The organism is Reyranella soli (assembly GCF_007992495.1).
Taxonomy (GTDB): domain Bacteria; phylum Pseudomonadota; class Alphaproteobacteria; order Reyranellales; family Reyranellaceae; genus Reyranella; species Reyranella soli.
Window position 1 is genome coordinate 1 of record NZ_BKAJ01000185.1, and the last position, 20,387, is coordinate 20,387.

Genomic DNA, 20,387 nt, shown 5'->3' on the forward strand with positions numbered 1-20,387 from the left:
GGTTGTAACCCCCTCACCCAGCCTCTCCCCCTAGCGGGGGAGAGGAGTAAGACGAGGGGGAGGAAGCTCCGTTCAGCGCTTCGGCGGCGTGGCCGGCCACGACTTGATCAGCGTGTCGTAGTCGACCGTCTCGCCCTTGGGCTTCTCGTTGGCAAGCTTGCGCTGCGGCGCCAGCGTGCCGTCCTTCTCGACCTTGGCAAACCAGTACTCGGCGGTCTGCTTGGGGTTGAGCTTGGGACCGCAGGCGCCCTGGGCGCCCGACTTCTCGAGACGCTCGAGGACGGAGTCCTGGGCGGCAGCCAACGCATCCATCGCCGCCTGCGGCGTCTTGGCGCCGGACGACGCATCTCCGATGTTCTGCCACCACAGCTGCGCCAGCTTCGGATAGTCGGGCACGTTGACGCCGGTCGGGGTCCACTGCACGCGCGCCGGCGAGCGGTAGAACTCGATCAGCCCGCCGAGCTTGGGAGCACGCTCGGTGAAGCTCTTGTCCCAGATATCGCTTTCGCGGACGAAGGTCAGGCCGACATGGCTCTTCTTGAGCGAGGTCGTCTTGGCCACCATGAACTGCATGTAGAGCCAGGCCGCCTTGCGCCGGTCGAGCGGCGTCGACTTGAGCAAGGTCAGCGAGCCCGCGTCCTGGTAGCCGAGCTTCATGCCCTCCTTCCAGTAGGAGCCCTTCGGCGACGGCGCCATCCGCCACTTCGGCGTGCCGTCGGCATTCACCACGGGCAGGCCGGGCTTCACCATGTCGGCGGTGAAGGCGGTGTACCAGAAGATCTGCTGGGCGATGTTGCCCTGGGCCGGCACGGCGCCGGCTTCGGAGAAGGTCATGCCGCGCGCGTTGGGCGGGGCATACTTGTTCAGCCACTCGACGTACTTGACGATCGAGTAGACGGCCGCCGGGCCGTTGGTGTCGCCACCGCGCTCGACCGACGAGCCGACCGGACGGCAGCCCTCCATGCGGATGCCCCATTCGTCGACCGGCTTGCCGTTGGGGATGCCCTTATCGCCGTTGCCGGCCATCGACAGCCAGGCGTCGGTGAAGCGCCAGCCCAGCGACGGGTCCTTCTTGCCGTAGTCCATGTGGCCATAGACCTTGACGCCGGCGATCTCCTTCACGTCATTGCTGAAGAAATCGGCGATGTCCTCGTAGGCCGACCAGTTCACCGGCACGCCGAGCTCGTAGCCGTACTTGGCCTTGAAGCGCGCCTTGTGGTCGGGATTGGTGAACCAGTCGTAGCGGAACCAGTAGAGGTTCGCGAACTGCTGGTCGGGCAGCTGGAACAGCTTGCCGTCGGGCGCCGTGCCGAACGACTTGCCGATGAAGTCGTTGACGTCGAGCGTCGGCAGGGTCACGTCCTTGCCCTCGCCCGCCATCCAATCGGTCAGGTTGACCGTCTGGTTGTAGCGGAAGTGGGTGCCGACCAGGTCGGAGTCGTTGATCCAGCCGTCGTAGATGTTCCGGCCCGACTGCATCTGGGTCTGGATCTTCTCGACGACGTCACCTTCCTGGATGATGTCGTGCTTGACCTTGATGCCGGTGATCTCGGTGAAGGCCTTGGCCAGCACCTTAGATTCGTACTCGTGTGTGGTGATGGTCTCGGAGACGATGCTGATCTCCATGCCGACGAAGGGCTTCGCGGCGCCGATGAACCACTGCATCTCCTTCAACTGCTCGTCCTTGCTGAGCGTCGACGGCTGGAACTCGGTGTCGATCCACCGCTTTGCCGCCGCCTCGTCAGCATACGCCGGGGCATGCAGGCCCCCCAAACAAGCCGCCATCGCGATGGTACTCGCCATCGTCGACAAGCGGACAGTCACTGTCATGCGTCTCATGGCTTCCTCCAATCTGAGCGACTGATCCGAAAGGACGTCCGGTTGTTCCGGCTCTGCTTGATCTCGGAGGTCTCAGACCGTGCGAAACACGATCACGGCGGCGACCAACGAAATGGCGGTGGCGAGCCACAGGCTCGACAATTCGATGCCCTCGCCGATCGGCAGGATGGCGATCGGCTGGCTGCCGACGAACCCGATCCAGGCGAGATGGATGACGGCGGCGAGCACGAGCGAGAGGAAGAGCCGGTCGCCGCGCGTTGTCGGGATGCCGAGGATGCCCACGCGCTCCGCCTCGGGCCGCGTCGCGGCGAGCCAGATCATGGTCGCGAGGATCAACCCGATGGCGGCAAAGAAGCAGGCGGTGGCGGGGGTCCAGGCCATCCAGGCGATGTTTTCCATGCCGGCCCCCTTCAGACCCGGCCGAGCGCGAAGCCGCGCGCGATGTAGTTGCGCACGTACCAGATCACGATCGCGCCCGGCAGGATGGTGAGGGTGCCTGCCGCCGCCAGCACGCCCCAGTCCATGCCGGCCGCCGACACGGTCCGCGTCATGGTCGCGGCGATGGGCTTGGCATTGACCGAGGTGAGCGTGCGCGCCAGCAGGAGCTCGACCCAGGAGAACATGAAGCAGAAGAAGGCGGCGACGCCGATGCCGCTCGCAATCAGCGGCATCAGGATCTTCACGAAGAAACGCGGGAAGGAGTAGCCGTCGAGAAAGGCCGTCTCGTCGATCTCGCGCGGCACGCTGGAGATGAAGCCCTCGAGGATCCACACCGCGAGCGGAATGTTGAAAAGGCAATGCGCCAGCGCCACGGCCCACGGCGTGTCGAACAACCCGATCGCGGAATAGAGATTGAAAAACGGCAGGGCGAACACCGCAGCCGGCGCCATCCGGTTCGATAGCAGCCAGAAGAACAGGTGCTTGTCGCCCATGAAGCGGTAGCGCGAGAAGGCGTAGGCGGCGGGCAGCGCGACGCTGATCGACAGGATGGTGTTGATCACCACGTACTTCAGCGAGTTGATGTAGCCCGAGTACCAGCTCGCGTCGGTGAAGATGACCCGGTAATTGTCGAACGTCGGCCGCTCGGGCCACAAGGTCATCGTCGAGGTGATCTCGACGTTGGTCTTGAAGCTCATGTTGACCAGCCAGTAGATCGGCAACAGCAGGAAGATGAGGAAGAGCGCCAGGATCGCGTGGCGGCCGGGAATCGCATACATCATCTCTCGCCTCCCGCCCCTTTGCGGTCCGCACCGGCATTGGTCATGACGGTGAAGAACACCCAGCACACGATGATGATGATCAGCATGTAGACGATCGACATGGCCGCAGCCTTGCCGAGGTCGAACTGGCCGAGCGCCAGCTTGACGAGCTCGATCGACAGGAAGGTCGTCGAGTTGCCCGGGCCGCCGCCTGTGACGACGAACGGCTCGGTGTAGATCATGAACGAATCCATGAAGCGCAGCAGGATGGCGATCACCAGCACGTGCCGCATCTTCGGCAGCTGGATCGCGGTGAACACGGCCCAGCGCGACGCGCCGTCGATGCTGGCCGCCTGGTAGTAGGCCTCGGGAATGGATTTCAAGCCGGCATAGCAGAGCAGCGCCACCAGGCTCGACCAGTGCCAGACATCCATGATGATGATGGTGAGCCAGGCGTCGATCGGATTGGCGACGTAGTTGTAGTCGAAGCCCAGCCGGTTGAGTCCCCAGCCCATCAAGCCGATGTCGGAGCGGCCGAAGATCTGCCAGATCGTGCCGACGACATTCCACGGGATCAGCAGCGGCAAGGCGAGCACGACCAGCGAGAAGGCGACGCCCCAGCCTTCGCGCGGCATCGCCAGCGCCACGATGATGCCGAGCGGAATCTGGATCGCGAGCACGGCGCCCGAGAAGGCGAGGTTGCGCCACAGCGAGGCGAAGAAGCGCCCGCCGAGCTCGGTCGAGGGATCGAGCAGCTCCTGGTACCAGCCGACGCCGTTCCAGAAGAACTTGTTGTTGCCGAATGTGTCCTGCACCGAATAGTTCACAACGGTCATCAAGGGGATGACCGCCGAGAAGGCGACGATGGCGAACACCGGAAGGACGAGGAGCCAGGCCTTCTGGTTGGGAATCTTCTCCATCACGCCGCTCCTTCGACCCGACGCTGATCGGCATAGACGTGGATGTGGGCAGGCTCGAAGATCAGCCCGGCCTCGTTGCCGCCGAGCGACAGGCCACGCGGTACGCGCGCGGCGATCTTGAGGTCACCCACGCGCACATGGGCGAAGCGGCTGCGTCCGAGATCGTCGATACGCTCGATCCTGGCCGCGAGCAGGCCGGGCGCCGCAGCGGCGAGGCTCACGAACTCCGGGCGGATGCCGACTTCGATGCGCGCTCCGGGCGGCAGACCGCCGTAGCTCCGCGCGAGGCTGAGCTCATGGCCGGCGATCCGCGCCTGTCGTCCCTCGACCTCCGCCGGCAACACGTTCATGCCGGGCGAGCCGATGAAGTAGCCGACGAACGTATGATCGGGCCGCAGGAACAGCTCTTCCGGCGTGCCAGTCTGCACGACACTGCCCTCGTGCATCACCACGACGGTGTCGGCGAAGGTCAGCGCCTCGGTCTGATCGTGCGTGACGTAGATCATGGTGAGATCCAGCGCCCGGTGCAGGACCTTGAGCTTCGAGCGCAGCTCCCACTTCAGGGCCGGATCGATCACCGTCAGCGGCTCGTCGAACAGGACGGCGGCGACGTCGGCGCGGACCAAGCCGCGCCCGAGCGAGATCTTCTGCTTGGCATCGGCGGTCAGCCGGCTGGCCTTGCGGTCGAGTTGGGGAACGAGATCGAGGAGCTTCGCGATCTCATGCACGCGCGCATCGATCTCGGCGCGCCCGACGCCGCGGTTCTTGAGCGGAAAGGCGAGGTTCTCGCCGACCGTCATGGTGTCGTAGATGACGGGAAACTGGAAGACCTGGGCGATGTTGCGCTGCTGGGTCGTGAGCGCCATGACATCGCGGCCGTCGAACAGGACCTTGCCGCGCGACGGCTTCACGATCCCGGAAATGATGTTGAGCAAGGTGGTCTTGCCGCAGCCCGACGGTCCCAGCAGGGCGTAGGCGCCGCCCTGGCGCCAGGTCATCGATGTCGGCTTCAACGCAAAGCTCGAGGGATCGGCATTGCCGCCGTCGTAGGAGTGCGCGAGGTCGACCAGGTCAATGCGGGCCATGGCTCGCCTCACCCTCCCCGGGGCGCGGCGACCAGCCGGCCCTCAGGATCGAAGATGAAGAGATCGTCGGGATCGAGCGTGGCCTCGACCGCCTGGCCGGGCGGGAATTCGTGCACGCCGGGCAGGACGGCGACCCAGTTGGTGCCGTTTCGTTGGAGATGGACGAAGCTTTCGGAGCCGGCGATTTCGGTGAGCGCCACGGTCGCCGGGAAGACGTGGTGGCCCGTCGCGCCGTTGGCGACGGCGAGCTGATGGGCACGGAAGCCGATGTTGTAGGGGCCGTCCGGCAGTGCGGCATAGAGGCCGTTTGCCGGCGCGCTATCGCCGCCGTGATACGCCACCGCGCCGTTCCTCTTCTCCATCGCGACGGTATTGAGCGGCGGATCGGAGAACAGCTCGGCCACACGCAGGGTCTCGGGCCGATGATAGACGGTCGGCGTGTCGCCGATCTGCAGGGCGCGGCCTTCGGACATGCAGATCGTGCGCCCGCCCAGCAGCAGCGCCTCCGACGGCTCCGTGGTGGCATAGACGAAGATCGCACCCGAGATCTCGAAGATGCGCGGCAGCTCGGCACGCAGCTCCTCGCGCAGCTTGTAGTCGAGATTGGCCAGCGGCTCGTCGAGCAGCACGAGGTCCGCTCCCTTCACCAGGGCGCGGGCGATGGCCGTGCGCTGCTGCTGGCCGCCCGACAGGGCGAGCGGCGTGCGGCCGAGGTAGGGCTCGAGCCGCAGCAGGCGCGCCGTCTCACGCACCCGGCGGTCGATCTCCTCGTTCGGCCGGCGCTGCACCCTGAGCGGCGAGGCGATGTTCTCGAAGATGGTGAGCGAGGGGTAGTTGATGAACTGCTGGTAGACCATGGCGACGGAGCGCTTGCGCACGTCGATGCCCGTCACATCCCTACCGTCGACCAGGACACGGCCGGTGGTCGGCGCATCCAGCCCGGCCATCGCGCGCATCAGCGACGTCTTGCCCGACAAGGTCGGCCCCAGGAGCACGTTCAGCGTGCCGCGCTCGAGCGACAGCGATATGTCGCTGAGATGGACCTCGGCGCCGCGCACCGACGAGACGTCCCGGAGCTCTACGGTCATGAGGCGAGCCTCGTCGACCGCTCGCGCGCCGCCTGCCGGCGTGACGCCATCCAGTTGTCGAGCTCGGCGGTCTCAGCGGCTGTCATACGCAGTCCGAGTTTCGAGCGGCGCCAGATGACGTCGGCCGCCGTCTCGGCCCACTCGTGGTCCATCAGGAACACGACCTCACGTTCCGTCAGGTCGGCCCCGAATCTCCGCCCGAGGTCGGACATGTCGCGCGCACCGTCAAGCATCACGGCTGTGCGCGTGCCGTAGGCGCCGGCAAGACGGGCGGCATGCTCGGGCGCCAGGTAAGGATGGCGGCCACGGAGCTCGGCGGCCAGCGCCTCCAGCCCGCCGACGGGAAAATCGCCGCCGGGCAAGGGGCTATCCGGCATCTCGGCCGCCGGCTTCATCGCCGGCACATGCGGGGAGAGCTTGTCGAGGGCAGCTTCGGCGAGGCGGCGGAAAGTGGTGATCTTGCCGCCAACCACGTTGAGCAGCACCGGTCCACCCGCCGGCGCCTCGAGCACCAAGACGTAGTCGCGCGTGACCTGCTGGGCCTCGGAGACGCCGTCATCGAATAGCGGACGCACGCCGGAGAACGTCCAGACGACGTCGGCCGGTGTCAGTGGTCTGCGGAAATAGTCGCTCGCCACGGCGCAGAGATAGTCGATTTCGTCGGCGCTGGCGGCGACGGCCGCCGGATCTCCGGCATAGTCGCGGTCCGTCGTGCCGACCAGGGTGAAGTCGCGCTCGAAGGGAATGGCGAAGACAACACGGCCATCAGCGTTCTGGAAGATGTAGGACTTGTCGTGCTCGAACAGGCGGCGCACGACGATGTGCGACCCTTGCACCAGGCGCACCCTGACCGCACTGTTGCTGCGCACCGCGCCGGACAGCACGCTGGCGACCCATGGGCCAGCAGCGTTGATCAGCGCACGCGCTCGCACGACGCTGCGTTCTCCGGTCCATCGATCCTCCAGCGCAAGCGTCCATGCACCATCGGTTCGTTCGGCCGACACGCAACGGGTTCTCGTGCGGATGGTCGCGCCGCGTTGCGCGGCATCGACGGCCGCCAGAGTCACCAGCCGGGAATCGTCGACCCAGCAATCGGAGTACTCGAAGGCGCGCACGAACGAAGGCTTCAGCGGCGCGCCGGCAGGATCGCGTTTCAGGTTCACGGGCCGCGTAGCTGGCAACAGCGCCCTCCCGCCCAGATGGTCGTAGAGGAAGAGACCGAGCCGCAACATCCAGCTCGGCCGCAATCCGGTATGAAGCGGCAGCACGAAGCGGAGCGGCCTGATTATATGCGGTGCCATGCGCCACAGCACCTCGCGCTCGCGCAAAGCTTCCCGCACCAAACGAAACTCGTAGTGCTCGAGGTAGCGAAGGCCGCCGTGGATCAGCTTGGTCGACGCCGATGAAGTCGCCGCGGCGAGGTCATCCTGCTCGCAAAGGAATACCGAAAGACCGCGCCGCACGCCCTCGCGGGCGATACCGCAGCCATTGATGCCGCCACCGATGATGGCGAGATCAAAATCGGCCGACACTGCAGCGTTTCCTCTTTTCGTATTAGTTTCGCTTTTAGTTCAATACGAACTTTAAATGTATATTTTATCACTCGCAATGAAGCAAAGTGGATAAATTACGATCTTTCAGAGGGGTTGCAACGAAGAGCGAAAATACGCTGGCGAGCTAGCGTACGGCCTGTTCAGGGGCCGTCTCGATGACCTCGACGGAATGCTCGGCGCAGATCGCGCGCAGGCGCGGGGACTCCAGGCGGTCGGTCACGAACACCTGGATTTGCGAGATATGGCCGATGCGGACGGGCGCGGCGCGTTCGAGCTTCAGGCGATCGGCGACCAGGACAACGCGGCGGGCATTCTCCATGATCGCCTGGCTGACGCGCACCTCGCGATAATCGAAATCGAGCAGGGCGCCGTCCTCGTCGATCGCCGATGTTCCGATCACCGCGGTATCGACTTTGAACTGACGGATCAGGTCGATGGCTGCCGCACCCACGACGGCGCCGTCGCTGCGTCGTACCGGCCCACCGGCCACGATCACGTCGAAGCTGGGAAAGGGATAAAGGGTGCGCGCGACGTTGAGGTTGTTGGTGATCACCAGCAGGTCCTCATGGCTGGTGAGCGCGCGCGCCACTTCTTCGGTCGTCGTGCCGATGTTGATGAACAGCGAACTCTGGTTGGGGATCAGCGCCGCCGCGCGGGCACCGATTGCGCGCTTCTCCTGGGCAGCGATAAGACGGCGCGCCTCGTAGGCAGTGTTCTCGACGCCCGATGCGATCACGGCGCCGCCGTGGATGCGGCTGAGCAGGCGCTGCTCGCAAAGATCGTTGAGGTCCTTGCGGATCGTTTGCGGCGTCACATTGAATTTATCGGCAAGGTCATCGACGTTGACCCGGCCCTGCACGCGCGCCAGCGCCAGTATTTCCTTCTGCCGGGTCGTTGCGGGCTCCATGCGGGGGAATTCTATGCCGGCACCGCGCCAGCACAAGCGCCGATAGGCTGAGCCGGTTCACTCGTTCGAGTAGATCTCGACAAGCGAGCCATTGATGCGGCGGCTGAGGTCGTCGTCGCAGAGCATCACCACGGTCTTGGCGATGTCCTCCGGCTCGGTCGAGGTGCGCAGGTGCGGTGCGACCTGGCGCAGCATCTCGGTGTTCACGGCTCCCGGGGCGATCGCGTTGGTGCGCACGCCGAGCTTGATGCTTTCGACGGCGAAGGCTTCGGTGAGACCGACGACCGCGAACTTGCTCGCGACGTAAGCCGCGAGGCCGGGAAACTTCTCGGTGCGGCGCACGCCGCCCAGCGAGCTGATGTTGACGATGGCCCGCCGGCGACCGGATGACGTAAAAGCTCGCGGGCGCACAGGAACGTGCCGCGGGCATTGACCGCCATGACCTCGTCGAAGGCGTTTACGCCGAGCTCGGTGACGGCCGCGACGTGGAACGTCGCGGCATTGTTGACCAGGAACTTCACGGGTCCGAGCTCGGCACGCGCGGCGCGGAAAAGCTCGACGACGCTTGCTTCCGCGCTGACGTCGCCGGCCACGGCCAGGACGCGCCGGCCCGTCCGGGCCTCGATCTCATGCCGGGTGCGCTCCAGCTCGTCCTGAGTACGGCTCACGATCGCGACGTCGGCACCCAGCTCGGCGAAGCGCAAGGCGCAGGCCTTGCCGATACCGCGTCCGCCGCCCGTGATCAGCGCAACTGCATCTTGGAAAGAGGTCGTCATGGCGTTAGCCTGTACAATGCAACCATCGGTGTCGAACAGCCCTTTATGCCCTCGACGTTCCTTCACCTGAGCAAAGACTCCTTCAAGTTCTCGGCCGGGCACATGACCGTCTTCCCGGACGGCACCAAGGAGCGTCTGCACGGCCACAACTTCCAGGTTGCCGTCACCATCGAGCTGGCGGCCGACGAGTTCATCGCCTTCGAGCGCTTCAAGCAGGTGATCAGGGCGGCGTGCGAGGCCTGGGACGAGCGGGTCCTGCTGCCGCGCCTCTCGCCCCACCTGCAGATCCTGCCGAGCGCGGAGGCGGAGATCGATTTCGTCCTCTGCGGCGATCGTTACGTCATGCCGCGTCGCGACGTCATCTGGCTCGACGTCGATACGGTGACGACCGAGAAGCTGGCGGCGCAGCTCTGCAAGATGCTCGCCGGTGGCCTGTTGCCGCTGTGGCTGGACGGTCAAATCCTGTCCCTCGCCGTCGAGGTCGAGGAAACGGCCGGCCAGGCAGCGTCCTGTCGCATGAGCGCCGCCGAGGTACTGTCGCTCAATGCGCCACAGCAGGTGGCAACGATCCCGCGCGTGTCGATCGTCATGAGCTGCTTCAACAAGGCCGCGACCGTGGCCGACAGCGCCAGATCGGTGCTCACGCAGACGCATCGCGACCTCGAGCTGGTCATCATCGACGACGGCAGCACCGACGACTCGCCGCAAGTGCTGGAAGGGCTGAAATCGGACGGTCGCGTGCGCGTCGAGAGGACGCCCAACGCCGGCCAGGCCGCCGCGCTCAATCTCGGCCTGTCGCTGGCCCGCGGCGACTATGTCGGCTTCATCGATGCCGATGACGAGTACTACCCCGACCACGTCGAGGCCCTGGTCGACGCCTGCGACAGCGGTGGCTTCGACGTCGCGTTTGCCGGAATCGACATCGTCTCGTGCGGTACCCAAACGCACGTCGTCGACTACTACGATCGCAGCCGGCTGATCCCGATCTCCGAGATCGACTGCGTGACCGGCATCATCTTCGGCAGGCGCCACGTGCTCGCCGGCCTGGGCTTCGTCGGCGACTATCTCGACATCGACCTCTATCAGCGCGTCACGACCAGCGCCCTGAAATGGGCGAAGATCGATCGCAAGACATACCGGTACTACTTCGGGCGCTGCGAGGGATCGAACTCGGCGCGGATGGTGGAGGAAGCCGGGCTCGGGCCTGAGAAAGCGCAAGCTTAGGGCGCCGATGAAGATCTATTACGGTTGGATCGTCGTCGCGGCGGGCGCGTTGTCGGGATGCGTGGCGATCGGCTCCGTCTTCTCCCTGGCGGTCTTCCTGCGGCCGATGGCGGACGAGACCGGCTGGTCGAGCGCCGGCGTCTCGAGCGCCATGATGATCGTCTTCCTGACGATGGGCGTCGCCTCGTTCGGCTGGGGCGCGCTGACCGACCGCATCGGACCGCGCATCGTCGTGCTGACCGGCGGCCTGCTGCTGGGGCTTGGCCTGGGCGCTCGCCAGCGAGGCCGAGAGCCTGCTCGAGTTCCAGCTGGTCTATGCCATCGTCGGCGTGTCGGCGGGTGCGGTCTTCATACCGACCATCGCCACGATCACAGGATGGTTCGAGAGGCATCGCAGCCTCGCCGTCTCGCTGGTTACCGCCGGCATGGGCATGGCGCCCATGACCGTCTCGCCCTTCGCGAGCTGGCTGATCGCCAACTATGACTGGCGCACCGCCCAGTTCGTGCTCGCCCTCCTCGCCTGGGCCACCATCGTCCCGACAGCTTTCTTCGTGCGCCGACCGCCGCCGACACCCGACGAAGACGAACGGCTCGGCGCAACGGGCGTCCCGACGGGGGCGGCCGATCCCGACATGACGGCAGGCCAGGCCCTGCGCTCGCCGCAATTCTGGGTGCTGTCGCTCACCTATTTCGCCTGCTGCGCCACGCATTCGGGCCCGATCTTCCACACCGTGAGCTACGCCGTTCTCTGCGGCCTGCCGGTGATGGCCGCGGTTACGATCTACAGCGTCGAGGGCGTGGCGGGCCTGATCGGCCGCATCCTGTTCGCCGTCGCCGCCGACCGGCTCGGCGTCAAGCGCGTGTTGGTTCTCGGCCTGTTCGCCCAGGCGCTGGGCGCCGGCGCCTACTTCTTCGTGCGCCAGCTCGGCGAGTTCTATGCCGTGGCCGCCGTATTCGGCCTGATCTACGGCGGCGTCATGCCCCTTTATGCCGTGATCGCCCGCGAGTACTTCCCCGTGCGCATCATGGGCACCGTGCTGGGCGCTTCGACCATCTTCTCGTGCGCCGGCATGGCGCTCGGTCCGCCGATCGGCGGCTGGATCTACGACACGACCGACAGCTACGCCTGGCTCTACATCGGCTCGTTCGGCATGGGGCTCGGCGCCATGCTGATCGCGCTGCTCTTCCCACCTTTCCCGTCGCGGCGGCCGGCGACGCAACCGGCCTGAGACATCGCGCGCGTCGGCTACGCCTGGAAATCGAGCACGACGCGACCCTGGATGTCGCCCTGGCGCATGCGGGTAAAGACGTCGTTGATGTTCTCGAGCTTGGCCGTCTCGACCGTCGCCTTGACCTTGCCTTCGCCGGCGAAGGCCAGCGCTTCCTGCAGGTCGAGCCGCGTGCCCACGATGGAGCCGCGCACGGTGATGCCGTTCAGCACGGTATCGAAGATCGACAAGGGGAAATCGCCCGGCGGCAGTCCGGTTAGCGACACCGTGCCGCCGCGCCCGACCATGCCCAGCGCCTGCTCGAAGGCTTTGGGCGAGACGGCGGTCACCAGCACACCCTGCGCGCCGCCGACCTCCTTCTTCACGAAGGCGACGGGATCCTGGGTGCGCGCGTTGACCGTCAGCGCGGCGCCGAGACGCTTGGCGAGATCGAGCTTGGGCTCATCGACGTCGACGGCGATCACGTTCAGCCCCATCGCCTTGGCGTATTGCACCGCCATGTGGCCGAGGCCGCCGATGCCCGAGATGACCACCCAATCGTCGGGCTTGGTGTCGGTGACCTTCAGCCCCTTGTAGACGGTGACGCCGGCACAAAGGATTGGTGAGATCTCGACGAAGTCCGCCTTGGCCGGCAGATGCCCGACATAGTTGGGATCGGCCAGGACGTACTCGGCAAAGCCGCCATTCACCGAATAGCCGGTGTTCTGCTGCTCCATGCACAGCGTTTCCCAGCCGCCCAGGCAATGCTTGCAATGCCCGCACGCCGTGTAGAGCCAGGGGACGCCGACGCGGTCACCCTCCTTTACGTGGCGCACGCCGGCGCCGACGGCGGAGACATGGCCGACGCCTTCGTGGCCGGGGATGAAGGGCGGCGTGGGCTTGACCGGCCAGTCGCCCTCGGCGGCATGAAGATCGGTGTGGCAGACGCCGGTGGCCGCGATCTTGACCACGACCTGGCCGGGACCGGGCTGCGGCACGGGGACTTCCTCGATCACCAGCGGCTTGCGGAACTCGCGAACGACAGCAGCCTTCATGGTCGATGGCATGATGGTCCTCCTAGCGCGCGTATCCCTTGCCTTGCATGCAGTCGTTGAATATCTCGATCTCGGCGCTGTTGCGGTCGGTGTTCGCCGCCTGTTGCGCCGATATCATGCCTGCACCGCTCATCCCCGGATTGCCGGAGGTGTGCGGATAGAGCCGCGACGCCTGCTGCTGCGCCGCAGCGCGACACAACGCGGTGTCGCTGGCGATCGTGGCGTCACCCGCACCCGCCTTCTTCCAGGTCTGGCTTGGAGCGGCTCCGCCACAGGCGGCAAGGCCGAACGAAAGTGCCAGTACGATCAGCGTGCGTGTCATTGGCCGCCACGATGGCGCTTCCGGCAGGTTCCGTCACCACCCGCTTTTGCATGCCCAAAAATAAATCCGGCTCGATTGTATCCTTTCGAGGTCGCCGTTCGTCCTCAGGGGGTGGACGGAAGGGTCGATATCACTTAACCTTTCAGTTAAGTATTGTCCAAAAGCCCATTCGAGGAGCGACGGATGAAGCTGTTTTACGGTTGGGTCGTGGTCGCCGCCGGCGGCCTGTTGGGATGTGTGGCCATTGGCTCCGTGTTCTCGCTGGCGGTCTTCCTGCAGCCGATGGCGGACGCGACCGGCTGGTCGCGCACCGGCGTGTCGAGCGCCATGACGATCGTCTTCCTGGTGATGGGCGTCGCCGCCTTCGGCTGGGGCGCGCTGACCGACCGCTTCGGGCCGCTTCCCGTCGTACTGAGCGGCGCCATCCTGTTGGGACTGGGCATCGCGCTCGCCAGCCGCGCCAGCAGCCTGCTCGAGTTCCAGCTCATCTATGGCCTGCTCGTCGGCGGCGCCACCGGTGCGGTCTTCATACCGACGATGACGACGGTGACCGGCTGGTTCGAGAGGCATCGCAGCCTTGCGGTGTCGCTGGTATCGGCCGGGATGGGCGTGGCGCCGATGACCGTCTCGCCTTTCGCGAGCTGGCTGATCACCAACTACGATTGGCGCACCGCCCAGCTCGTGATCGCCATCCTGGCCTGGGTCGTCCTCGTGCCGACCGCCTTCCTGGTGCGGCGCGCGCCCCAGGTGATCGACGAACGCGAGCGCATTGCGGCGCCGCCGGGCATGACGATGGGCGCCGCCGATCCCGGCCTGACGGCGGGCCAGGCGCTGCGTTCGCCGCAGTTCTGGGTGCTGTCGCTCACCTATTTCGCCTGTTGCGCCACGCATTCCGGCCCGATCTTCCACACCGTGAGCTACGCCGTCGCCTGCGGCCTGCCGATCATGGCCGCGGTCACGATCTACAGCGTCGAGGGCCTGGCCGGGCTGGGCGGGCGCATCCTGTTCGGCCTGGCGGGCGATCGCTTCGGCGCCAAGCGCGTGCTGGTGATCGGCCTGTTCGCCCAGGCGCTGGGCGCCGGCGCCTACTTCTTCGCGCGCCAGCTCGGCGAGTTCTATGCCGTGGCCGCGGTGTTCGGCCTGATCTACGGCGGCATCATGCCGCTCTATGCCGTGATCGCGCGCGAATACTTCCCGATGCGCATCATGGGCACGGTTCTGGGCGCCTCGACCATCTTCTCGAGCCTCGGCATGGCGCTCGGACCCGCGGTCGGCGGCTGGATCTTCGACACGACCGGCGGCTACGGCTGGCTCTACATCGCCTCGGCCGGCATGGGGTTGGGGGCCATGCTGATCGCGCTGCTGTTCCCGCCCTTCCCCTCGCAGCAGCGCGCGGTGACCCAACCGGCGTGACTCAAGCGGCGTTGAACATTTCGCGCAGCCGCGGAGCAACGTCGCGCGCGAAGCGTTCGAGGCTGGCATTGGTGTCGTCGGGCGTAAGCCCCGGCGGCACCGCCCAGGTGACGATGTCGGTGAGGCCGTATTCGCGGATGAAGGCGGCGAGCTCGCTCACGCAGTGCTCGACATCGCCCACCACCCAGGTCTGCGGGATGCGATCGGCCTCGGCGATGCCCTGGACGCCGCCATGGCCGCCGGCCTCCTCGCGGAAGCGATGGTAGATGTCCATGCGCCGGCGCTCGGCCACCCGCACCTTGCCCCAGTCGCGCTCGCGATCGTCGGTCACCAGGCAGGACTTTATGATGCCGATGCGATGGCTGTCGGGATCGCGGCCTTCGGCCGCGAGCTTCGCTAACCAGGGATCGAGCGACTGACGGCGCGGCCCCTGCGGCAGCAGGTTGGCGCCGACCCGCGCGGCGCGCAGCGCGCCCGCCTCCGACATCGCCGCCACCCAGAGCGGTGGCCCGCCGGGCTGCACGTAACCCGGCGTTATTTTCACATCGGCGAAATCGTAGCGCTTGCCCGTGTAGCTGAACTTCTCGCCGGTGAAGGCGCGCTTCAGCACGTCGAGCCCTTCGTCGGTCAGCGAGACGCGCCGCGACACCGGCAGGCCGAAGCCCCTGAACTCGTGCGGCGCGTAGCCCATGCCCACGCCGATCTCGACTCGCCCATTGCTGATATTGTCGAGCACCGCGAGATCTTCAGCGAGCCGCAGCGGATGGTTGAACGGCAGCAGGCAGACATCGCAGGAGAAGCGCACGCGCCTGGTGCGGGCGGCCATGGCGGCGGCAACGGGAATCCACGACGGCAGATAGCCGTCGTCGACAAAGTGATGCTCGGTGAACCACACGAGGTCGAGCCCCAGCCCGTCGAGCCACGCCACCTGATCCATGATCGCGGCATAGAGTGCCGGGTTGCTCAGGCCCGATTCCGGCGGGTTGCGGAAATCGTAGGCGACGCCCAGGCGCAGAGGCGGCTTGCCCATCGGCGTTTTCTCCCTTGCTTGTCTTGAATATCGCGGCCGTCGAGCCTACGTTCGCGGCCTCTTCGAATCCAACAGGATGTGCAGCGATGGATTTCCAGCCGACAGCAAACCAACACCTTGCTCTCGGGGAAATCCGTCTTCATGTCTGCTTCAATCACTGTTTCTCGTCTCGCCTGGTCGACGCCTGACGGCCGGCCTGTCCTCGCCAATCTCGACCTGAGCTTCGGCCACGAGCGTACCGGCCTCGTCGGACGCAACGGCGCGGGCAAGAGCACGCTGCTGAGGCTGATCGCCGGCGACCTGCCGTTGCAATCGGGCGACCTGTCGATCACGGGCACGCTCGGCGTGCTGCGCCAGGCCGTGCAGGCCGATCCGCGCCAGACGGTGGCGGACCTGTTCGGCGCCAGCGAAGCGCTTGCCCTCTTGCGTCGCGCCGAGCTCGGCAACGCCGATGCCGACGGGCTGGCACACGCCGACTGGACGCTCGAAGCCCGCATGACGGCGGCCCTCGCCCGGCTCGGCCTCGAGGCGAGCCCCGAAACGCTGCTGTCGACGCTGTCGGGCGGCCAACGCACACGGGTGGGACTGGCGGCGCTGGTCTTCAACGAGCCCGATTTCATCCTGCTGGACGAGCCGACCAACAATCTCGACCGCGACGGGCGGCGGGTGGTCATCGACCTCCTTGCGGGTTGGCGCAGCGGTGCGATCGTCGTCAGCCACGACCGCGAATTGCTCGAGACATTGGACGCGATCGTCGAGCTCAGCGGGCTCGGCGCCACGCGGTACGGCGGCAACTTCAGCCACTATCGCGAGCGCAAGGCGCTCGAGCTGGCGGCAGCGGAGCACGATCTCGCCGACGCCGAGCGGCGCATGGCTAACGTCGTCGAGCGCGCGCAGGCGACGGCCGAACGAAAGGCGCGCAAGGACGGCGCAGGACAGAAGAAGCGCTCCCGCGGCGACATCCCGCGCATCCAGCTGAACACGCTGCGCAATCGCAGCGAGGGCACCGGGGGCAAGAATGCGCGGCTGGCCGAGCGCCGGCGCGAGCGGGCGCTCGACGATGCCGCCAGCGCGCGCAAGCGCATCGAGGTGCTGCAACCGCTGACCGTCGCCGTTCCGCCGACAGGGCTACCGGCGGCAAAGACAGTGCTCAGGATCGACGCGGCAAGCGTGGGCTACGACGGTCGGCCGGTGATCCGCGATCTATCCTTCGCCATCATCGGCCCCGAACGCATCGCCCTCACCGGCCCGAACGGCTCGGGCAAGACGACGTTGCTGGCGCTGATCGCCGGCCGACTGGCGCCGTGGACCGGAACGGTGCGCCCGATAACCGACTTCGCCATGCTCGATCAGCAGGTGAGCCTGCTCGATCCTGCGCTCTCGATCCGCGACAACTTCCGCCGCCTCAATCCCGACGCCGACGAGAATGCCTGCCGCGCCAGCCTGGCCCGCTTCATGTTCCGGGCCGATGCTGCGCTACAGAAAGTGGCGAGCCTGAGCGGCGGGCAATTGCTGCGCGCCGGTCTCGCCTGCGTTCTCGGCGCCAGGCCGCCGCAGCTCTTGATCCTCGACGAGCCGACCAACAATCTCGACCTCGATTCGATCGCGGCCGTCGAGGCGGGATTACGCGCGTACGACGGCGCGCTGCTGGTCGTCAGCCATGACGAGGCATTCCTCGAAGCCATCGGCATTACGCGCCGCCTCGACATATGACGACGGCCGTGTAGGCAGCACGGAGTTGCCGACGTTCATGAGCTGATAGGGTGGCTGCCAGCCCGGCAGCGCGGCCAGGCGCCGCCGCCAGGCATGGATGGAAGGGAACTCCGTCTCGATGTCGAAGCCGGTTTCCGACACCGGATAGAAGACATAACCGGCCAGCGAGAAGTCGACGATGGTCAGGCTGTCGCCCAGCATGAACGGCCGATCGGCAAGGTGCTTGTCGACGATGGCAAAGGCGCTCTGGGCCCGCCCCTTGAGATAGGCAAGCAGCGCGGGATGAGCCGGCGCGGTCGCGAGCACGTTGGCGAAGCGATGCTGCGCGTAGCCGCTGGTGAACTTGTGATTGTCGAACAGCATCCAGCGCAGTGCCTCGAAGCGCTGCTCGTGATCAGGCGCGAACTTGCCGGTGGTCTCCGCGAGCCAGGCCAGGATCGCGCCCGACTGCGACATGTACCTGCCGTCGGCCTCGAGCACCGGCACCTCGCCCATGACATTGGTCGAGGCGCGCCAGTCGGGGTCGCGCATCTGGCCGCCGACGAAATCGACGCCGACCGGCTCCCAGTCCAGGCCGGCGCAGTTCAGGTACAACGCGACCTTGTAGGAATTGCCCGAAGCACCGATGCAATAGAGCCTGTAGCGCGCCATGTCCCCGCCCTTTCACATCCGTCATCCCCACCGGAGCCGAGCGCAGCGAAGCGTAGTGGAGGGACCTCTTTTGCTGCGCTTCCGGCAAAAAAAAGTCCCTCGACTACGCCACCCTTCGGGTGGCTTCGCTCGGGATGACGGTCAGGGCCGACAACTGCCAGCAACATGGCATCAGCGGCCGCCTGATTCTGTCAGCACTGCCATTGCGCCGTGCCGGGCGTAGCGACTCGCACGCGATAGAGCGACGTCGAGGCCGTGATGTAGAGGCTGCCGAGATCATCATCGCCGAAGCAGAAGTTGGCCGCCGCCTCGGGCGTGCGGATGACTCCGAGACAGGCGGCATCCGGGGCGAAGACATGGATGCCGCCCGGACCGCAACAATAGATGTTGCCGGCGCTGTCGATCTTCATGCCGTCGGGTGCACCCTTCCCGGCGCCCGTCGTCTCCGCCCAGACGCGGCCGTCGGCAAGCCCGCCGTCGGCGGTGACGTCGAAGCGACGGATGTGCTTGCGTTCGGTGTCGTTGACGAACAGGTGCCGCTCGTCGAGCGAGAAGCAGAGGCCGTTGGGTTGGCCGAAGTCGTCTGCCAGCAGCACCGGCGTTCGCGCATCGGCGCCGACCCGCCAGACGCCGCGGAAGTCGAGCTGCAGCGGCCGCGGATTGCCGTAATATTCCAGGCGGCCGTAGGTGGGATCGCTGAAATAGACGGCGCCGCGCGAGCTCGTGACGACGTCGTTGGGGCTGTTCAGTTCCTTGCCCTGATGGTGACTGGCGAGAACGACGCTCGTGCCGTCGGACGGTGCGCGTCAGCGTGCTGGTGGCGTGCTGGCAGACGACCAGGCGGCCCTGGCGATCCCAGGTGAGGCCGTTGGACTGCGCGCATGGCTTGCGGAAGGTCGTGATGCCCTCGGCCGCCGTCCATTTGCGCATATGGTCGCCCGGCATGTCGCTGAACAGCAGGTAGCGGTCGCGGGCGTGCCACAGCGGGCCTTCGGTGAACAGGAAGCTGCTGGCCAGCTTCTCCACCGCCACCGACTTGCCGACAACCGTGTGAAATCTCGGATCGCGAACCTCGATCGTGTCGCTCATTTTCATCTCGTATGCATTTCCACCCGGCATAAGTTGTAGCTCGATCCATGGACAACCCTCAACTTGGGGGGTAAACGGCCTTAAGATGCCATTTGAAGCCGCTTGGCGACCTTCCCGGCGGCGATGTCAGGCTCCCGTAAGGCACGGCGACTAGGGTCGGTTCGGGAGGCCGCGACGTCATTTCACTTGGTGTGAAGGGCAAGTCGTCGCGCACGTGGTGGATAAATGGACCTGCTGCACAATCTGGCGCTCGGGCTGAGCGTTGCCGTCTCCTTTCAAAATCTTCTTTATGCCCTGCTGGGCTGCATGGTGGGCACCCTGATCGGCGTCCTGCCCGGTATTGGCCCGGTGGCGACCATCGCCATGCTGCTGCCGATCACCTTCCACCTGCCGCCCACCGCCTCGCTGATCATGCTGGCCGGCATCTACTACGGCGCGCAGTACGGCGGCTCGACGACCTCGATCCTGGTCAACCTGCCGGGTGAAGCCTCCTCGGTCGTGACCTGTCTCGACGGCTACCAGATGGCGCGCAAGGGCCGCGCCGGTGCGGCGCTGTCGATCTCCGCCCTCGGCTCGTTCTTCGCCGGCACCGTCGGCACCATCATCATCGTGATCTTCGCCGAGCCGCTGACGCGCATGGCGCAGAAATTCGGGCCGGCCGACTATTGCTCGCTGATGGCCTTGGGCCTGGTCGCGGCCGTCGTGCTGGCCAGCGGCTCGGTCATCAAGGCGATCGCCATGGTGTTCCTCGGTCTGCTGTTCGGCCTGGTCGGCACCGACGTCAATACCGGTGCGCAGCGCTTCACCTTTGATGTGCCCGAGCTTTCGGACGGCATCGACTTCGCCCCCATCGCCATGGGCCTGTTCGGCATCGCCGAGATCGTGGTCAACCTCGAGAAACATCTCGAACGACGAGGTGGCGCCATCAAGGTGGGCTCGTTGTGGCCAACGCGCGAAGAGATCAGGCGGGCTTGGCCAGCCGTGATACGCGGCACTGTCCTGGGCTCGTTGCTGGGCGTGCTGCCGGGCGGCGGCCCCACCCTCGGGGCTTTCTCGGCCTACACCCTGGAGAAGAAGATCTCCAAGAACCCGGGCGAGTTCGGCAAGGGCGCAGTCGAAGGCGTGGCCTCACCGGAGGCGGCCAACAACGCCGCGGCGCAGACCTCGTTCATTCCCATGTTGACCTTGGGCATCCCGTCCAACGCGGTGATGGCGCTAATGGTCGGCGCCATGATCATCCAGGGCATCCAGCCCGGCCCCGAGGTCATGACCAAGAAGCCAGACCTGTTCTGGGGCATGATCGTCTCGATGTGGG

18 protein-coding genes and 2 pseudogenes are annotated in these 20,387 nt (G+C 66.1%); 6 read left to right on the forward strand and 14 right to left on the reverse strand.

Translation table 11 applies throughout. From position 1 onward, the window contains the following. Positions 1-72 precede the first annotated feature (72 nt). From RSO01_RS39860 to RSO01_RS50100, 9 genes and pseudogenes are all read right to left on the reverse strand, one after another. Positions 73-1,839: an ABC transporter substrate-binding protein gene (locus RSO01_RS39860; protein WP_147156161.1), complete on the reverse strand. Its 1,767-nt coding sequence runs from the start codon at positions 1,837-1,839 to the stop codon at positions 73-75. 72 nt (positions 1,840-1,911) lie between these two features. After that, positions 1,912-2,238, reverse strand: a complete 327-nt coding sequence (locus RSO01_RS39865; protein ID WP_147156162.1) for a DUF2160 domain-containing protein — start codon at positions 2,236-2,238, stop codon at positions 1,912-1,914. A gap of 11 nt (positions 2,239-2,249) precedes the next feature. After that, positions 2,250-3,056 carry a carbohydrate ABC transporter permease gene (locus tag RSO01_RS39870; RefSeq protein WP_147156178.1) on the reverse strand — a complete coding sequence of 269 codons (807 nt, stop codon included), beginning with the start codon at positions 3,054-3,056 and terminating at the stop codon, positions 2,250-2,252. Then, positions 3,056-3,958 carry a carbohydrate ABC transporter permease gene (locus RSO01_RS39875; protein ID WP_147156163.1) on the reverse strand — a complete coding sequence of 301 codons (903 nt, stop codon included), beginning with the start codon at positions 3,956-3,958 and terminating at the stop codon, positions 3,056-3,058. The genes RSO01_RS39870 and RSO01_RS39875 overlap by 1 nt, the downstream gene beginning before the upstream one ends. Beyond that, entirely contained in the window at positions 3,958-5,043 is a 1,086-nt protein-coding gene (locus tag RSO01_RS39880; protein ID WP_147156164.1) for an ABC transporter ATP-binding protein, read from the reverse strand. The genes RSO01_RS39875 and RSO01_RS39880 overlap by 1 nt, the downstream gene beginning before the upstream one ends. 8 nt (positions 5,044-5,051) lie before the next feature. Then, the gene (locus RSO01_RS39885) at positions 5,052-6,131 is read right to left on the reverse strand and encodes an ABC transporter ATP-binding protein (RefSeq protein WP_147156165.1); all 1,080 of its coding nucleotides are present in this window, start codon (positions 6,129-6,131) and stop codon (positions 5,052-5,054) included. Then, complete coding sequence (gene glpD / locus RSO01_RS39890; RefSeq protein ID WP_147156166.1) at positions 6,128-7,663, reverse strand: glycerol-3-phosphate dehydrogenase; 1,536 nt, start codon at positions 7,661-7,663, stop codon at positions 6,128-6,130. The genes RSO01_RS39885 and glpD overlap by 4 nt, the downstream gene beginning before the upstream one ends. 145 nt (positions 7,664-7,808) lie before the next feature. After that, positions 7,809-8,591: a DeoR/GlpR family DNA-binding transcription regulator gene (locus tag RSO01_RS39895; protein WP_147156167.1), complete on the reverse strand. Its 783-nt coding sequence runs from the start codon at positions 8,589-8,591 to the stop codon at positions 7,809-7,811. Positions 8,592-8,648: 57 nt separating this feature from the next. Further along, a pseudogene (locus RSO01_RS50100) lies at positions 8,649-9,367 on the reverse strand (SDR family NAD(P)-dependent oxidoreductase). A gap of 45 nt (positions 9,368-9,412) precedes the next feature. Between RSO01_RS50100 and RSO01_RS39910 the strand changes: the two are divergent. After that, positions 9,413-10,591, forward strand: a complete 1,179-nt coding sequence (locus tag RSO01_RS39910; protein WP_147156170.1) for a glycosyltransferase — start codon at positions 9,413-9,415, stop codon at positions 10,589-10,591. A 7-nt stretch (positions 10,592-10,598) separates the two neighbouring features. Further along, positions 10,599-11,820: pseudogene (locus RSO01_RS39915) on the forward strand (MFS transporter). Between the two features lie 17 nt (positions 11,821-11,837). Here RSO01_RS39915 and adhP read toward each other — a convergent pair. After that, a complete protein-coding gene (gene adhP, locus RSO01_RS39920; RefSeq protein ID WP_147156171.1) occupies positions 11,838-12,866 on the reverse strand; it encodes an alcohol dehydrogenase AdhP in 1,029 nt (342 codons plus the stop codon). 10 nt (positions 12,867-12,876) lie between these two features. Next, positions 12,877-13,176, reverse strand: a complete 300-nt coding sequence (locus RSO01_RS39925; RefSeq protein WP_147156172.1) for a hypothetical protein — start codon at positions 13,174-13,176, stop codon at positions 12,877-12,879. Positions 13,177-13,359: 183 nt separating this feature from the next. On the opposite strand from RSO01_RS39925, the gene RSO01_RS39930 reads away from it, so the two are divergent. Next, positions 13,360-14,589 (forward strand): MFS transporter, encoded by a 1,230-nt coding sequence (locus tag RSO01_RS39930; protein ID WP_147156173.1) that lies wholly within the window; start codon positions 13,360-13,362, stop codon positions 14,587-14,589. A gap of 1 nt (position 14,590) precedes the next feature. On the opposite strand, the gene RSO01_RS39935 is transcribed toward RSO01_RS39930, so the two are convergent. Continuing rightward, on the reverse strand, positions 14,591-15,619 hold the full coding sequence (locus tag RSO01_RS39935) for an LLM class flavin-dependent oxidoreductase (RefSeq protein WP_147156174.1): 1,029 nt from the start codon (positions 15,617-15,619) through the stop codon (positions 14,591-14,593). Between the two features lie 141 nt (positions 15,620-15,760). On the opposite strand from RSO01_RS39935, the gene RSO01_RS39940 reads away from it, so the two are divergent. Continuing rightward, on the forward strand, positions 15,761-17,332 hold the full coding sequence (locus tag RSO01_RS39940) for an ABC-F family ATP-binding cassette domain-containing protein (RefSeq protein ID WP_147156175.1): 1,572 nt from the start codon (positions 15,761-15,763) through the stop codon (positions 17,330-17,332). On the opposite strand, the gene RSO01_RS39945 is transcribed toward RSO01_RS39940, so the two are convergent. Then, a complete protein-coding gene (locus RSO01_RS39945; RefSeq protein WP_147156176.1) occupies positions 17,243-17,983 on the reverse strand; it encodes a glutathione S-transferase family protein in 741 nt (246 codons plus the stop codon). The two genes, RSO01_RS39940 and RSO01_RS39945, sit on opposite strands and share 90 nt — an antisense overlap. A 191-nt stretch (positions 17,984-18,174) precedes the next feature. Then, the gene (locus RSO01_RS39950; protein WP_281291608.1) at positions 18,175-18,732 is read right to left on the reverse strand and encodes an SMP-30/gluconolactonase/LRE family protein; all 558 of its coding nucleotides are present in this window, start codon (positions 18,730-18,732) and stop codon (positions 18,175-18,177) included. Positions 18,733-18,805: 73 nt separating this feature from the next. On the opposite strand from RSO01_RS39950, the gene RSO01_RS50335 reads away from it, so the two are divergent. Further along, positions 18,806-19,111 (forward strand): hypothetical protein, encoded by a 306-nt coding sequence (locus tag RSO01_RS50335; RefSeq protein WP_507763599.1) that lies wholly within the window; start codon positions 18,806-18,808, stop codon positions 19,109-19,111. 186 nt (positions 19,112-19,297) lie between these two features. Beyond that, positions 19,298-20,387: tripartite tricarboxylate transporter permease (locus RSO01_RS39955; protein WP_147156177.1), on the forward strand; the 1,090-nt coding region annotated here is incomplete at its 3' end.

Excerpts from the sequence above, each read along its gene's own strand:
- RSO01_RS39910 (WP_147156170.1), top strand. The coding sequence starts at position 9,413 with ATGCCCTCGACGTTCCTTCACCTGAGCAAAGACTCCTTCAAGTTCTCG.
- RSO01_RS39930 (WP_147156173.1), top strand. The coding sequence starts at position 13,360 with ATGAAGCTGTTTTACGGTTGGGTCGTGGTCGCCGCCGGCGGCCTGTTG.
- RSO01_RS39945 (WP_147156176.1), bottom strand. The coding sequence starts at position 17,983 with ATGGCGCGCTACAGGCTCTATTGCATCGGTGCTTCGGGCAATTCCTAC.
- RSO01_RS39860 (WP_147156161.1), bottom strand. The coding sequence starts at position 1,839 with ATGAGACGCATGACAGTGACTGTCCGCTTGTCGACGATGGCGAGTACC.
- RSO01_RS39865 (WP_147156162.1), bottom strand. The coding sequence starts at position 2,238 with ATGGAAAACATCGCCTGGATGGCCTGGACCCCCGCCACCGCCTGCTTC.
- RSO01_RS39875 (WP_147156163.1), bottom strand. The coding sequence starts at position 3,958 with ATGGAGAAGATTCCCAACCAGAAGGCCTGGCTCCTCGTCCTTCCGGTG.
- RSO01_RS39925 (WP_147156172.1), bottom strand. The coding sequence starts at position 13,176 with ATGACACGCACGCTGATCGTACTGGCACTTTCGTTCGGCCTTGCCGCC.
- RSO01_RS39880 (WP_147156164.1), bottom strand. The coding sequence starts at position 5,043 with ATGGCCCGCATTGACCTGGTCGACCTCGCGCACTCCTACGACGGCGGC.
- RSO01_RS39870 (WP_147156178.1), bottom strand. The coding sequence starts at position 3,056 with ATGTATGCGATTCCCGGCCGCCACGCGATCCTGGCGCTCTTCCTCATC.
- RSO01_RS39885 (WP_147156165.1), bottom strand. The coding sequence starts at position 6,131 with ATGACCGTAGAGCTCCGGGACGTCTCGTCGGTGCGCGGCGCCGAGGTC.
- RSO01_RS39940 (WP_147156175.1), top strand. The coding sequence starts at position 15,761 with ATGTCTGCTTCAATCACTGTTTCTCGTCTCGCCTGGTCGACGCCTGAC.
- RSO01_RS39935 (WP_147156174.1), bottom strand. The coding sequence starts at position 15,619 with ATGGGCAAGCCGCCTCTGCGCCTGGGCGTCGCCTACGATTTCCGCAAC.
- RSO01_RS39895 (WP_147156167.1), bottom strand. The coding sequence starts at position 8,591 with ATGGAGCCCGCAACGACCCGGCAGAAGGAAATACTGGCGCTGGCGCGC.
- adhP (WP_147156171.1), bottom strand. The coding sequence starts at position 12,866 with ATGCCATCGACCATGAAGGCTGCTGTCGTTCGCGAGTTCCGCAAGCCG.